Source organism: Pseudomonas putida (assembly GCF_001976065.1).
GTDB lineage: Bacteria > Pseudomonadota > Gammaproteobacteria > Pseudomonadales > Pseudomonadaceae > Aquipseudomonas > Aquipseudomonas serbica.
In genome coordinates this window covers 802093-816963 of the sequence record NZ_MNAH01000001.1, presented here as the reverse complement: position 1 = coordinate 816963, position 14871 = coordinate 802093, and the positions used below count along the sequence as shown (strand labels likewise).

The following is a 14871-nucleotide window of genomic DNA, read 5'->3' as shown; positions in this document are numbered from 1 at the left end:
GACGGTCGGTTTTAGACTGCCTGCTCGATTGATGTGCACCATTCGCTGGTGGCTTCGATTTCGTAGAGGTCCACAGACGCCGACCTGGCTGAAGCGTGCCATCCGATTGGCGTTGCTGAGCCTTCAGCGGCGAGAGGATATCGTGATGTGGCGGAAATCGGCCGTGGACCTTGAGCAGATCACAATCAGGGCGTCGCCGGGAAAGACGCAGAACTGGGAAGCCCGTCCACCTGGAGATCGTCATGGGTCAGGCGCTGCGGGAGGTGGTGCAGGAGTGCATGAGGTCACCGGTTGCCTGCCCGTACCTCATCCACTACTCCCCGAAAGCACGCAAACGTACCCAGTTGGACCCCAAGCTACACTGGAACGCAGTTACAGCGGATTACCTGACCAAGTCATTTACCCAGGCTCGGAACGATTCACACGCCTACGACGACATACCGGCTGGGGAGCACCCCACTTTCCATGAGATCCGCGCGCTGGGTGCCTGGCTATATAAGCAACAGGGTTTCGAGCAGGAATACATACAGGGATTGATGGGGCATGCCGACGCGAAGATGACCGAGCACTACCAGGTGGGGCACGGTGATGAAGCGGTGGTGTAAATGAAGGTGAAAGCCGACCTGAAGGTGTAACGCGGTGGTCGTTTGCCCAAAATATTTCCAAAGCAGAAAGCAAAAAGGGGTCACCGTTTCCGGTGACCCCTCTAGACCGCCCAGCAGAGCGGATTTTGTTTGGTAGGCGCGATTGGACTCGAACCAACGACCCCCACCATGTCAAGGTGGTGCTCTAACCAACTGAGCTACGTGCCTGCTGTGAGGCGGCATTCTACGGAATTCCGGGAGGGTGTCAACACCTTTTTTCGAGCTAACCCTATGAATATGCAAAATATTTAAATTTTCTGCGGCGGGGATGATTTTTCGGTGGCTGGCGGCGGTTTTCCAACTCGGGTAGGATCAGCGCACTCGTTAAATTTATTAAACAGAGGCTGCAGGATGTCGCACACCCCATACCCAGAATCCTATTACGCCGCATCGGCCAATGCGGTGCCGCCCCGCCCGTCGTTGCAGGGTGAGGTCGAGACTGACGTCTGCGTGATCGGCGCCGGTTATACCGGATTGTCGTCGGCCCTGTTCCTGCTGGAGCACGGCTTTCGGGTAACGGTACTGGAAGCGGCCCGGGTGGGTTTCGGTGCGTCGGGGCGCAATGGTGGGCAGATCGTCAACAGCTACAGCCGTGATATCGATGTGATCGAGCGCAGTGTCGGTCCACGCCAGGCCCAGCTGTTGGGGCAGATGGCGTTCGAGGGTGGGAGGATCATTCGTGATCGTGTGGCCAGGTACAACATTCAATGCGACTTGAAGGACGGCGGCGTGTTTGCCGCCATCACGGCCAAACAGATGGATCACCTGGAATCGCAGAAGCGTTTGTGGGAACGATTCGGGCACACGCAGCTGGAGTTGATGGATCAGCGCCGCATCCGCGACGTCGTGGCTTGCGATCAATATGTCGGGGGGATGCTCGACATGAGTGGCGGGCATATCCATCCGCTTAATCTGGCGCTGGGCGAAGCGGCGGCCGTGGAGTCGTTGGGTGGCATCATCCATGAACAGTCGCCGGCAGTGCGCATCGAGCGCGGCGCCAGCCCGGTCGTCCACACGCCTCAGGGCAAGGTCAGGGCCAAGTTCATCATCGTGGCGGGCAACGCCTATCTGGGCAATCTGGTTCCGGAACTGGCGGCCAAATCGATGCCCTGCGGCACGCAGGTCATTACCACGGAGCCCTTGGGCGATGAATTGGCGAAAAGCCTGCTGCCCCAGGATTACTGCGTCGAAGACTGCAACTACCTGCTCGACTACTATCGCCTGAGCGGCGACAAGCGCCTTATTTTCGGCGGCGGCGTGGTCTATGGCGCACGGGACCCGGCAAATATCGAAGCGATCATTCGACCGAAGATGCTCAAGGCGTTCCCGCAGCTCAAGGATGTGAAAATCGACTACGCCTGGACCGGAAATTTCCTGCTGACCCTGTCGCGCCTTCCCCAGGTCGGGCGACTGGGCGACAACATCTATTATTCCCAGGGCTGCAGTGGCCACGGCGTCACCTATACCCACCTGGCGGGCAAGGTGCTGGCCGAGGCCTTGCGCGGCCAGGCTGAGCGTTTCGACGCCTTTGCCGACCTGCCCCACTACCCGTTCCCGGGTGGTCAGCTGTTGCGCACACCCTTTGCCGCGCTGGGAGCCTGGTACTACGGATTACGCGACCGGCTCGGGTTCTGAGGCGCTAAACAAAAAATGCCCGTGATACGGGCATTTTTTTCTGCTTGATAAACCGTCAGCCGGCGATGGCGCGGTCCGCCGACAGCTTGCCGGCGCCTTCGATCAGCACCGCGATGCTGCCGCCCAGCAGCGCCAAAGCGAACTCATAACCGTTGTTGGCCATGAACAGTCCATTGCTGATATGCACGGTAAAGATCGCCACCAGTGAAAGGAAGGTCAGGCCCAGTGCCGCCGGACGGACCAGCAAGCCGATGATCAGCGCCAGGCCGGCAAAGAACTCGGTACCGCCCGCCAGCGTCGCCATCAGGTAGCCCGGTGCCAGGCCGATGCTTTCCATGTACTGAGCAGTACCCGCCAGGCCATAACCACCGAATGCGCCGAAGAGTTTCTGCGAACCGTGGGCAGCGAAGATGATGCCGACGAAAATCCGCAAAACGGTCAGGCCGTAGCCAGCGCGGGTAAACAGTACCTTGTTGATCAATGTGCTCATGCTGTGACATCCCTTGAGAGTGTGTGTTGGATGGCCGCTATATTAATCAGTAAATATCATGTTAAAAGCGCAATTAATCCGCCATAACGATCAGTTTATTCGATCATTTACGCAAGGCAACTTTTTGCCCCTGGGGCTCCAACGACTCCCGCTCCCGATCGAACGCCAGGTAATACTTGTTCACGCTATTAACATAGCTGACAGGTCCCATTCCCACCTGCTCCATAGCGATGCGCTCAACCTGGAAAAACCACTGATTGGGGTTCAACCCCCGTCGCCGGGCCTCCGCGCGCATCCCCTGCACCCGCTCCGGCCCGATATTGTAGGCCGCCAGCACAAAGGCCATGCGCTCGCGCTCATTGAGCTTGGGGCTGGCGAAGAACTTGCGGCGAATCATCGCCAGGTACTTGGCACCGGCCTGCACATTGGCATCCAGCTCCTGAATGTTGTTCACGCCCACCCGCTGCGCCGCTGACGGTGTGATCTGCATCAGCCCGGTCGGCGCCCCGCCACTGCGCGCCGCGGGTTGCAGGCCGGATTCCTTGAACGCCAACGCCGCCAGGTTAAGCCAGTCCATGTCCTGGGCGCTTGCATGTTTTTGCAGCACGGGCCGCAGCTTTTCCAGGCGCTGGCGATCAGCCTTGGCCAGGGGATAATGGACCTGGTACAGGCGTCGATAGATGCGCAGAAACGCCACATCCTGGTCCGACGGCTTTTTATAGCCCGCCAGGAAACGATCGATGCTGGCCCGCAGCATCGACGCGTCGCGGCGCACGAACCAGAACTCTTCGCCCGGCTCGCTGATCAGCACCTGGCGATCGATGCGCAATTTCGGCAGGATCTTGCCCCAGCGTTCGGCAATCGGCTGTTCGACGATGGTCAGATGAAAGATCCCACCCTGGACCATCTCCAGCACGTCCTCGACCGCCAGGCTCGGGTCGACCCACTCGACCTTGACCGGCGGCAGTTTATGCAGCGCCAGCTTCTGGTTGATCTGGCTGACGGCGTCCCCGGCCGCACTGCCGTTGGGCAGCGCCAGGGTCTTGCCTGACAGCTGTTCGAGACGGGTGTAGCGACGTTCGCCCTTGATGCCCACCAGCACCAGCGGGATGTCACTGGCAACCGGTTCACTGCTGCTGACGGCGAAGCCTGGCTGCAGGTCGAGCAGCTCTCCGGGTGCTACCAGGTCGCCCTCCCCGCGCTGCAACGCACCGAGCAATTGATCCTTGGCCTTGGGAATGATCTTGAGGGTGATTTCCTGGCCGTCCCGGGCGTGGCCATTGAGGTATTGCTCGAAGGCGCGCAAGCGGTGGTATTCAACGCCGATGGCCTGGCCCTGGACTTCGCCGGAGCTGTTGCGGCTCTGGTTGACCAGCACCCGCAACACACGACTGCTGCGGATGTCCGTCAGGTCACGGACTTTGGACGCCGGCACGGCTTGCAGCGGCCCGGGCAGACGCGCGACCGCCGACACCGGCAGCAGCAGCGAGCAACACAGCAGTAGCAAAACCGAGGGACGAATCATCCACTCTCCGCAAAGAATTCAGGTCGACCACATGAATGAATTCATGCAATCAAGCGACAGAAACTGAGCGTCTGAAGACGCTGGCAATGCGCGAAAGACTGGCACAATGATGGCATCGCCACCACCCAGGCTTGCTCGCGGCATTAAGAGACCGCCATAACTCGTTGTAGTTCTTGGCTTTTCTGATAATTCTAGAGCTCTGGTATGCTTTGCGGCCCTGGGCCCGAGGTAGCACCATGCAACTCATCGATATCGGCGTCAACCTGACCAACCCCAGTTTTGCCGACAAGCATCAGGCAGTACTGGACCGCGCCTATGCCGCCGGTGTCTGCCAACTGGTGCTCACAGGCACCGATGTCGACGGCAGCGAACAGGCGCTGGAGCTGTGCCGGCAGTTGGATGAAACAGGGCAACGGCTGTTCGCCACCGCCGGTGTTCATCCCCACGCGGCCAGCGACTGGAGTGCCGACAGCGCGAGTCGCCTGCGCAGTCTGCTGAAAGAGTCGAACGTCGTGGCGGTCGGTGAATGCGGCCTGGATTTCAATCGCGATTTTTCACCGCGCCCACAGCAAGAGAAAGTCCTCGAAGAACACCTGGCGCTGGCGGTGGAACTGCAAATGCCGGTGTTCCTGCACGAGCGCGATGCCAGCCAGCGCCTGCTGGAAATCCTGCGCGACTACCGCGATCAATTGCCCGCCGCTGTGGTGCACTGCTTCACCGGCGAACAGAAAGCGTTGTTCAGTTACCTGGATATGGACCTGCACATCGGCATCACCGGCTGGATCTGCGATGAGCGCCGGGGCACGCATTTGCACCCCTTGGTCAAGGAGATCCCGCGCGGGCGGTTGATGCTGGAGAGCGATGCGCCGTACCTGTTACCGCGCAGCCTTCGCCCCAAACCGAAAAACGGTCGCAACGAGCCGGCGTATCTGACGCAAGTGTTACGTGAGGTGGCTTTGCACCGCGGCGAAAGCCAGGAAGACCTGGCCGCCCACAGTACCGCTTGCGCGCGAGCGTTCTACGGGCTGCCCAACGTGGATTGAATGCGTTGAGTGAGCGCGGACCCGGATTGGGCCCGCGCTGCCGTCTTAGTGACTGCTGCGCAACATCTTTTTAGGCACGTACTTGCCGATCTCGAACTTGCCGATGGCCGCCCGGTGCACTTCATCCGGACCGTCTGCCAGGCGCAGGGTGCGCTGCATGGCATACATATAGGCCAGCGGGAAATCGTTGGACACCCCTGCCCCGCCATGGATCTGGATCGCCCGGTCGATCACGCGCAAGGCCACGTTCGGCGCCACCACCTTGATCTGCGCGATTTCACTCTTCGCCACTTTGTTGCCGACGGTGTCCATCATGTACGCCGCCTTGAGTGTCAGCAGGCGGGCCATGTCGATTTCCATCCGCGAATCGGCGATCTTGTCGATGTTGCCCCCCAGGCGCGCCAGGGGTTTGCCGAACGCGGTGCGGTTCACCGAGCGCTTGCACATCAGCTCCAGCGCACGCTCGGCCATGCCGATCGAACGCATGCAGTGGTGAATCCGCCCAGGGCCAAGACGACCTTGCGCGATCTCGAAGCCGCGTCCTTCACCCAACAGGACGTTTTCGTACGGCACCCGAACATTTTCAAACAGCACCTCGGCGTGACCGTGGGGGGCATCGTCATAGCCGAACACGGGTAACGGACGCAGGATCTTCACGCCGGGGGTGTCCACCGGCACCAGGATCATCGAGTGCTGCGCATGGCGCGGTGCGTCGGGATCGCTCAGGCCCATGAAGATCAGGATCTTGCAACGCGGATCGCAAGCGCCGGAAGTCCACCACTTCTTGCCATTGATCACCCACTCGTCACCATCGCGCACGGCACGGGCGGCCATGTTGGTGGCGTCGGACGATGCAACGTCCGGTTCGGTCATGGCGAACGCCGAGCGAATCTCGCCCCGCAACAAAGGCTCGAGCCAGCGTTGTTTCTGTTCTTCGTTGGCGTAGCGCACCAGTACTTCCATGTTGCCAGTGTCCGGTGCCGAGCAGTTGAACGGCTCCGGTCCCAACAACGAACGCCCCATGATTTCCGCCAGTGGCGCGTATTCGAGATTGGTCAGGCCTGCCCCGAGCTCGGACTCAGGCAGAAACAAATTCCACAGGCCTTGCGCCTTGGCCTTGAGCTTGAGTTCTTCCATGATCGCGGTCGGCTGCCAGCGATCGCCTTCGGCGACTTGGCGCTCGAATACCGCTTCGGCGGGATAGACGTAGGTGTCCATGAACGCGGTCACGCGCTCACGCAGTTCTTGCACCTTGGGCGAATAAGCGAAATCCATGGCCAGCTCTACCTTTTCATCGGGGTTTTCGAGGAGTTGTTCAGTGATGAAATCGATGCTAGAACAGCTACGAAAATTTACCTAGCCTATTCTCGGCGTGTATTAACATTCATCACCGATATATGATCGACTGATCGAGCCCACCTAAAACAAGAGTGCAGCGCAATGAATCTGAGCAAGGTCGACCTCAACCTTTTCATCGTCTTCGACGCGATCTACACAGAGGCCAACCTGACCCGCGCCGGGCAGATTGTCGGGATTACCCAACCTGCGGTGTCCAACGCGCTGGCCCGATTGCGCGAGACGTTCAACGACCCGCTGTTCGTGCGTACCGCCCAGGGCATGGTGCCCACGCCGATGGCGCAGAACATCATCGGGCCGGTGCGCAACGCCCTCTCCCTGCTGCGCATCTCCGTCCAGGAAAGCCGCATCTTCAACCCGCAGCAGGCGAACAAGACCTACCGCATCAGCATGACCGACCTCACCGAAGCGGTGATCCTGCCGCCGCTGTTCCAGCGCCTGCGTCGTCTTGCGCCGACCGTGATCATCGAAAGCTTTTTGTCCAAGCGCCGCGAGACCACCAAGGAACTGGCCGCCGGCCGACTCGACTTCGCCGTGGATGCGCCACTCAACACCGACCCGCAGGTGCGCCACGTCAAGCTGATGGAAGACCGTTATGTGTGTGCCATGCGCAAGGGGCATCCGTTGGCGGGCAAGGAAAAACTCACCCTGGATGATTACCTGGGCCTGACCCACATCCACATTTCCAGCCGTCGCAGCGGCCTGGGTTATGTCGACCTGGCCCTGGGAAAAATGGGTATCCAGCGCAAGATTGCCCTGCGCTCCCAGCATTACCTGATGGCCTCGCAGGTGCTGCAGCAGACCGACATGGTCATGACCGTGCCGGAACGCTTCGCTCGACGTAACGACCTGCACGCCTTTTATCTGCCGGTCAACGATGTGCCGCCGGTGGAAACCCATCTTTACTGGCACGAAAGCACTGACCAGGACCCGGCGAATCGCTGGATGCGCGAGCAGATGATCGAGTTGTGCCAGCAGGTGACGGCGCAGGAGAAGAAGCTGGACAAGGTGTAGGGCGTTACTGCGCATTATCGTTCTTCGCGAGCAAGCCCGGTCCCACTCGATCTTTGCTGGACACAGTATTTGTGTTCGACGCAAATCAAAGGTGGGAGCGGGCTTGCTCGCGAAGAGGTTCGCAAGCACTCTGAAACTCACGACCCTTGACGTAAACGTCAACCTGCCATTAGCTTAGCGCATGACCTTTTGCGAGCGCGCCGATGAGCAGCCAGACCTACAGCATTTCCGACCTCGCCCGCGAGCTCGACATCACCACCCGGGCCATTCGTTTCTATGAAGAACAAGGCCTGCTCAGCCCCGAGCGGCGTGGTCAGGAACGCATCTACTCACCCCGCGACAAGGTCAGCCTGAAGCTGATCCTGCGGGGCAAGCGCATCGGCTTTTCCCTGGCCGAATGCCGCGAGCTGATCGAGCTCTACGATCCATCCAGCGGTAACACCAAGCAACTTCACAGCATGCTGGCAAAAATCAGCGAACGCCGGGAACAGCTGGAACAGCAGTTGCTGGACATCGAACAGATGAAACTGGAGCTCGATACCGCTGAAGAGCGCTGCGTGCTAGCGCTGGAGCAAACGCTCAAGAGTCAGGAATCCATTCAGTAGGCCTACACAATCCACTGTGGGAGCGGGCTTGCTCGCGAATGCGGTTTTACATCGATACGTATGTCGACTGTCCCACCGCGTTCGCGAGCAAGCCCGCTCCCACACTTTGATCTCCGTTCACCCATTACTACAGGTGGATCCTCATGTCTCTTCCATCCCACGTACGCCTGGTAGAAGTCGGCCCCCGCGATGGTCTGCAAAACGAAGCCCAACCAATCAGCGTCGCCGACAAAGTACAACTGGTCGATGCCCTGACGGCCGCGGGCCTCGGCTATATAGAAGTCGGCAGCTTCGTTTCGCCCAAGTGGGTGCCGCAGATGGCTGGCTCTGCCGATGTCTTCGCGCAGATCCAGCGCAAGCCTGGCGTCACCTACGGCGCCCTCGCCCCCAACCTGCGAGGTTTTGAAGATGCCCTCGCCTGCGGGGTCAAGGAAGTCGCGGTGTTCGCCGCGGCGTCGGAAGCGTTTTCCCAACGCAACATCAACTGCTCGATCAGCGAAAGCCTGGAGCGGTTCGTCCCTATCATGGAGGCCGCCAAACAGCATGGTGTCAGCGTGCGTGGTTACGTGTCCTGCGTGCTGGGCTGCCCCTATGAAGGTCACGTCGCGCCGGAACAGGTAGCGCGGGTGGCTCGCGAGCTCTACGCCATGGGCTGCTACGAGGTTTCGCTGGGCGACACCATCGGTACCGGCACCGCGGGTGCCACGCGCAAGATGTTTGAAGTTGTATCGGCCGATGTCCCGCGGGACAAACTGGCCGGACACTTCCACGACACCTACGGCCAGGCCATGGCCAACATCTACGCCAGCCTGCTGGAAGGCATCTCGGTGTTCGACAGCTCCATCGCCGGTCTCGGTGGTTGCCCTTATGCCAAGGGTGCCAGCGGTAACGTCGCCACCGAGGACGTGGTTTACCTGCTCAATGGCCTTGGGATTGAAACCGGGATCGACCTGGATGCGCTGATCCTGGCCGGTCAGCAGATATGTACCGTGCTGGGACGTCCAACCGGCTCCCGCGTAGCGAAGGCCCGTAGCGCACATTGAGTGTGCGCATGTGTCCGGGTGTTACCGCAACATCCGGAATGTGGGGCGAAAGCGAGTAACACGGAAACAAAATGTCTGGTTCTGCCATGCTGGAAAAATCCAGAAAATCTCAACCACTTGATTTTAAAGGAGTTTTTAAAGTTGGCACGGCTCCTGCTATATCTATCGCACAACAAGAATAAAAAAATTGCGACAACCCCAATAAAAACAAGACGTAACGACTCTGACATAACAAAAACAACACGGCAGAGACGCAGCTAACAGATTTTTTTGGAGAGGATGTGCTTTTCAGGGTGCTTTTCGGAGTTACCCGCAACCGGGCAGAGAACAATAAAACTACCTTCAGGTAGCTCCCGAACTGGTTGGATCGCTCAGCGAAAAAGTAGATCAGCGCTCAAAAAAATACGTTTGCTCTTGATCCCGGATGGGGATCGACAAAAACAGCGGTAAAGGGTCAACGGTCACCAAAAACAACAACAGACCGCCCCTCAATAATAAAAAAAGAGCACGCGCAACGAAAATTAAAGGGGAGCCTCGGCTCCCCTTTGTGCTGTCTGGCGTTTGTGTTTCCAGCACCTCCCCCCCTGTGGGACCGGGCTTGCTCGCGAAGGCGGTGAGTCAGTCAATGCATGTATCGACCGATACGCCGCCTTCGCGAGCAAGCCCGCTCCCATAAGTGGATTGCGGTCAGCCTTGCTTGCTACGCAGTTCCTCGACGCTGATCTCGCGCATGCGGAATTTCTGGATCTTGCCCGTCACCGTCATTGGAAACTCTTCCACGAACTTGAAGTAACGCGGCGTCTTGAAGTGCGCGATGCGCTCCTTGCACCAGGCTTGCAGCTCCTGCTCAGTGGCACTGTGGCCGGGGTGGAACTTGATCCAGGCAACGATCTCTTCGCCATAACGCGAGCAAGGAATGCCGATCACCTGCACGTCGGCCACCGCTGGGTGAGTGAAGAAGAACTCTTCCAGTTCGCGCGGATAAATGTTCTCGCCGCCACGGATGATCATGTCCTTGTTACGCCCGGCAATGCACACGTATCCCTCGTCATTCATGCTCGCCAGGTCACCGGTGTGCATCCAGCCGGCCTGGTCGATGGCTTCGGCCGTGCCTTGCGGGTTGTTCCAGTAACCGAGCATCACGCTGTAACCGCGCGTACACAGCTCACCGATGGTGCCACGGGGCACCAGGTTGCCCGCTTCGTCGATGATTTTGCTTTCCAGCTGTGGCTGGGTACGTCCGACCGTGGTCACGCGCAACTCCAAGTCGTCCGACGGACCGGTCTGCAACGACACCGGGCTGGTTTCAGTCATGCCGTAGGCGATCTGCACTTCGCTCATGTGCATTTCGCTGATGACCCGGCGCATGACCTCGATCGGACAGGTGGCACCGGCCATGATCCCGGTGCGCAGGCTCGACAAGTCGAAATCGGCGCGCTGGGGTTGATCGAGCATGGCGATGAACATGGTCGGCACGCCATACAACGCGGTGGCCTGTTCTTCGGCGACGGTGCTGAGGGTCAACAGCGGATCGAACGCGTCGTTGGGATAGATCATGGTGCTGCCGTGGGTGATGCAGCCGAGGTTACCCATGACCATGCCGAAGCAATGGTACAACGGCACCGGGATCACCAGCCGGTCGACGTTGCTCAGGCCCAGGCTTTCGCCGACCATGTAGCCATTGTTGAGAATGTTGTAGTGACTGAGGGTAGCGCCCTTGGGGAAACCTGTCGTGCCGGAGGTGTACTGGATGTTCACCGCCTGATCGAAGTTCAGGCTGGCTTGACGTTCGTGCAACTGCTCAACCGATATGCTGCCCGCCAGATCGGTCAGTTGCGACCACGGCAGGAAACCGACGGGAGGCTGTGCATCCAGGCTGATCACCCCACGCAAATCCGGCAGGCGCTCGCTGTGCAATTTGCCGATGGATTGCTCCGCCAGTTCCGGCACCAGGCCCTGCAGCATGGCGTGATAGTCGGAGGTCTTGAACGCCCCGGCGCTGACCAGCCATTGACAGCCGGACTGCTTCAATACGTATTCGAGTTCGGAACTGCGGTAGGCCGGGTTGATGTTGACCAGGATCACGCCGATTTTCGCCGTGGCAATCTGCGTGATGCACCACTGGGCGCAGTTTGGAGCCCAGATGCCCAGCCGGTCACCGGCCTGCAGACCCAGCGCCAGCAGCGCCCTGGCATGCAAGTCTGCCGCATCCGCCAGTTGCCGCCAGGTGTAGCGCAGCTGTTGATGGCGCACCACCAGCGCCTCTCCGTCCGGGTATTGCGCGACTGTGTTGTCGAACGCCTGGCCGATGGTCATCGCCAGCAAGGCTTTGTCCTGGGAACCACGGGTGTAACTGCGTTGCGGGCTTGCACTGGGTTGATCCATGACGACCCCTATTGTCTTTATTAATGGGCTACGAATGGTCCCTGCAGGAGCTGGCTTGCCAGCGAAGAGGCCAGCACGCTCTACACTGATGTCGACAGATCCGACGCCTTCGCGGGCAAGCCCGCTCCTACAGGTTTCAATGCCCCTACTCTCGCTCAAGTTGACGTTAACGTAAAGGGCGATTGACAGCCTTTCGTCACAGGTTTACGTTAACGTAAAGGTGAGAGCTGAATCACTGCCCTCCCCACCCTACAAAAATGCCAAAAGGTGACCCATGAGCTACCCATCCCTGAACTTTGCCCTCGGTGAAACCATCGACATGCTGCGCGATCAGGTCCAGTCCTTCGTCGCCAAAGAGATCGCCCCGCGCGCCGCTCAGATCGACATCGACAACCTGTTCCCCGCCGACCTGTGGCGCAAATTCGGCGACATGGGCCTGCTGGGCATCACCGTGCCGGAAGAGTACGGCGGTGCCGGCCTGGGTTACCTGGCGCACGTGGTCGCCATGGAAGAAATCAGCCGCGGCTCGGCCTCGGTCGCATTGTCCTACGGTGCTCACTCCAATCTCTGCGTCAACCAGATCAACCGCAACGGCAACCACGAACAGAAATCCAAGTACCTGCCCAAGCTGATCAGCGGCGAACACATCGGCGCCCTGGCCATGAGTGAACCGAACGCCGGTTCCGACGTGGTCTCGATGAAGCTGCGCGCCGACAAACGTGGCGACAAGTACGTGCTCAACGGCAGCAAGACCTGGATCACCAACGGTCCGGACGCCAACACCTACGTGATCTACGCCAAGACTGACCTGGAAAAAGGCCCACACGGCATCACTGCCTTCATCGTCGAACGTGACTGGAAAGGCTTCAGCCGCAGCAACAAGTTCGACAAGCTCGGCATGCGCGGTTCGAACACCTGCGAATTGTTCTTCGATGACGTCGAAGTGCCGCAGGAAAACATCCTCGGCGTGCTCAACGGCGGCGTGAAGGTACTGATGAGTGGCCTCGACTACGAGCGCGTCGTGCTGTCCGGCGGCCCGACCGGGATCATGCAGGCCTGCATGGACCTGATCGTGCCGTACATCCACGACCGCAAGCAGTTCGGCCAGAGCATCGGCGAATTCCAGCTGATCCAGGGCAAGGTCGCCGACATGTACACCCAGCTCAACGCCAGCCGCGCCTATCTCTATGCGGTGGCCCAGGCCTGCGAGCGCGGCGAGACCACCCGCAAGGACGCTGCCGGCGTGATCCTCTACAGCGCCGAGCGCGCCACGCAAATGGCCCTCGACGCGATCCAGATTCTCGGCGGCAACGGCTACATCAACGAATTCCCGGCTGGTCGTCTGTTGCGTGACGCCAAGCTGTACGAAATCGGCGCCGGTACCAGTGAGATCCGTCGCATGCTGATCGGGCGCGAACTGTTCAACGAAACCCGCTAAACGGAGCTGTCCATGGCTATCCTGCATACCCAGCTCAACCCCCGTTCGGCGGAGTTCGCGGCCAACAGCGCGGCGATGCTCAAACAGGTCGACGCCCTGCACACTCTGCTGGCCCAAGTGGCGCAAGGTGGCGGCCCGAAAGCGCAAGAACGCCACACCTCCCGCGGCAAACTGCTGCCCCGCGAGCGCATCAACCGTCTGCTCGACCCGGGTTCGCCGTTTCTGGAAATCAGCCAGCTGGCGGCCTACGAGGTGTACGGCGAAGACGTGCCTGCCGCCGGCGTGATTGCCGGGATCGGCCGGGTAGAAGGCGTCGAATGCATGATCGTCGCCAACGATGCCACGGTAAAAGGCGGCTCGTACTACCCGCTCACGGTGAAAAAGCACCTGCGCGCCCAGACGATTGCCCAGCAAAACCGCTTGCCGTGCATCTACCTGGTGGACTCGGGCGGCGCCAACCTGCCGCGCCAGGACGAAGTGTTTCCAGACCGCGAGCACTTCGGCCGGATCTTCTTCAACCAGGCCAACATGAGCGCAATGGGCATTGCGCAGATTGCCGTGGTCATGGGCTCGTGCACCGCGGGCGGCGCCTACGTACCGGCCATGGCCGACGAGGCGATCATGGTGCGCGAGCAGGCGACGATCTTCCTCGCCGGCCCACCGCTGGTGAAAGCCGCAACGGGCGAAGTGGTCAGCGCCGAAGACCTTGGCGGGGCCGATGTGCACTGCAAGATTTCCGGTGTGGCCGACCATTACGCCGAAAGTGATGAACATGCCCTGGCCCTGGCCCGGCGCAGCGTCGCCAATCTCAACTGGCGCAAGCAGGGTGACGTGCAGCAACGCACCCCCATCGCCCCGCTCTATGCCAGCGACGAGTTGTACGGTGTGGTGCCGGCCGATGCCAAGCAACCGTTCGACGTGCGCGAAGTCATCGCGCGGCTGGTGGACGGTTCGGTGTTCGACGAGTTCAAGGCCTTGTTCGGGACGACATTGGTGTGCGGGTTTGCCTACCTGCACGGTTATCCGATCGCCATTCTCGCCAACAACGGCATCCTGTTCGCCGAAGCCGCGCAGAAAGGCGCGCACTTCATCGAGCTGGCGTGCCAGCGCGGTATCCCGCTGTTGTTCCTGCAAAACATCACCGGCTTCATGGTCGGCCAGAAATATGAAGCCGGCGGCATCGCCAAGCACGGCGCGAAACTGGTGACCGCGGTGGCCTGTGCCAAAGTGCCGAAATTCACCGTGATCATCGGCGGCAGCTTCGGTGCCGGTAACTACGGCATGTGCGGCCGTGCCTACGATCCACGCTTCTTGTGGATGTGGCCGAATGCGCGCATCGGCGTGATGGGTGCCGAACAGGCGGCCGGCGTGCTGGTGCAGGTCAAGCGCGAGCAGGCCGAGCGAGCCGGCCAGGGCTTCAGCGCCGAGCAGGAAGCCGAGATCAAGCAACCAATCCTCGACCAGTACGAAGAGCAGGGCCACCCCTACTACTCCAGCGCGCGCTTGTGGGATGACGGCGTCATCGATCCGGCCCAGACCCGCGACGTGCTGGCACTGGCCTTGTCCGCGTCGCTGAACGCGCCAATCGAATCGAGCCGCTTCGGCGTGTTCCGGATGTGATTTTCTGTGGGAGCGGGCTTGCTCGCGAAGGATTCGCCGCGGTTCATCTGATGCACCGCGTTATCGTTCTTCG

At 60.1% G+C, this 14871-nt stretch carries 12 protein-coding genes and 1 tRNA gene; 8 read left to right on the top strand and 5 right to left on the bottom strand.

What is annotated here, in order from left to right:
* The first annotated feature begins 242 nt into the window (after window positions 1-242).
* A complete protein-coding gene (locus BKX96_RS03755; RefSeq protein WP_256721376.1) occupies window positions 243-605 on the top strand; it encodes a tyrosine-type recombinase/integrase in 363 nt (120 codons plus the stop codon).
* Window positions 606-735: 130 nt separating this feature from the next.
* Here the strand turns inward: BKX96_RS03755 and BKX96_RS03750 are convergent.
* Window positions 736-812: transfer RNA gene (locus BKX96_RS03750), tRNA-Val, on the bottom strand.
* Between the two features lie 183 nt (window positions 813-995).
* On the opposite strand from BKX96_RS03750, the gene BKX96_RS03745 reads away from it, so the two are divergent.
* Window positions 996-2279: an NAD(P)/FAD-dependent oxidoreductase gene (locus BKX96_RS03745; RefSeq protein WP_046815535.1), complete on the top strand. Its 1284-nt coding sequence runs from the start codon at window positions 996-998 to the stop codon at window positions 2277-2279.
* 55 nt (window positions 2280-2334) lie between these two features.
* Here BKX96_RS03745 and BKX96_RS03740 read toward each other — a convergent pair whose 3' ends face one another.
* Complete coding sequence (locus tag BKX96_RS03740; protein WP_046815536.1) at window positions 2335-2769, bottom strand: DoxX family protein; 435 nt, start codon at window positions 2767-2769, stop codon at window positions 2335-2337.
* A 103-nt stretch (window positions 2770-2872) separates the two neighbouring features.
* Window positions 2873-4294, bottom strand: a complete 1422-nt coding sequence (locus BKX96_RS03735) for an MltF family protein (RefSeq protein ID WP_077182726.1) — start codon at window positions 4292-4294, stop codon at window positions 2873-2875.
* Between the two features lie 236 nt (window positions 4295-4530).
* Between BKX96_RS03735 and BKX96_RS03730 the strand changes: the two genes are divergently transcribed.
* Window positions 4531-5337, top strand: coding sequence for a TatD family hydrolase (locus BKX96_RS03730; RefSeq protein ID WP_077182725.1), 807 nt, complete (start codon window positions 4531-4533; stop codon window positions 5335-5337).
* A gap of 45 nt (window positions 5338-5382) precedes the next feature.
* Here the strand turns inward: BKX96_RS03730 and BKX96_RS03725 are convergent, their stop codons facing one another.
* Complete coding sequence (locus BKX96_RS03725; protein WP_077182724.1) at window positions 5383-6612, bottom strand: acyl-CoA dehydrogenase; 1230 nt, start codon at window positions 6610-6612, stop codon at window positions 5383-5385.
* A 165-nt stretch (window positions 6613-6777) separates the two neighbouring features.
* Here BKX96_RS03725 and BKX96_RS03720 point away from each other — a divergent pair, with 165 nt between their 5' ends.
* The 3 genes from BKX96_RS03720 (at window position 6778) to BKX96_RS03710 (ending at window position 9355) form a co-directional block, all read left to right on the top strand.
* The gene (locus tag BKX96_RS03720; RefSeq protein WP_046815540.1) at window positions 6778-7707 is read left to right on the top strand and encodes a LysR family transcriptional regulator; all 930 of its coding nucleotides are present in this window, start codon (window positions 6778-6780) and stop codon (window positions 7705-7707) included.
* Between the two features lie 203 nt (window positions 7708-7910).
* Window positions 7911-8312: a MerR family transcriptional regulator gene (locus BKX96_RS03715; protein WP_046815541.1), complete on the top strand. Its 402-nt coding sequence runs from the start codon at window positions 7911-7913 to the stop codon at window positions 8310-8312.
* 143 nt (window positions 8313-8455) lie between these two features.
* Window positions 8456-9355, top strand: a complete 900-nt coding sequence (locus tag BKX96_RS03710) for a hydroxymethylglutaryl-CoA lyase (RefSeq protein ID WP_077182723.1) — start codon at window positions 8456-8458, stop codon at window positions 9353-9355.
* A 687-nt stretch (window positions 9356-10042) separates the two neighbouring features.
* Here the strand turns inward: BKX96_RS03710 and BKX96_RS03705 are convergent.
* A complete protein-coding gene (locus tag BKX96_RS03705; protein WP_077182722.1) occupies window positions 10043-11740 on the bottom strand; it encodes an AMP-binding protein in 1698 nt (565 codons plus the stop codon).
* Window positions 11741-12014: 274 nt separating this feature from the next.
* Between BKX96_RS03705 and BKX96_RS03700 the strand changes: the two genes are divergently transcribed.
* Window positions 12015-13178, top strand: coding sequence for an isovaleryl-CoA dehydrogenase (locus BKX96_RS03700; protein ID WP_046815544.1), 1164 nt, complete (start codon window positions 12015-12017; stop codon window positions 13176-13178).
* 12 nt (window positions 13179-13190) lie between these two features.
* Window positions 13191-14798: a carboxyl transferase domain-containing protein gene (locus tag BKX96_RS03695; RefSeq protein WP_077182721.1), complete on the top strand. Its 1608-nt coding sequence runs from the start codon at window positions 13191-13193 to the stop codon at window positions 14796-14798.
* Window positions 14799-14871: the final 73 nt, after the last annotated feature.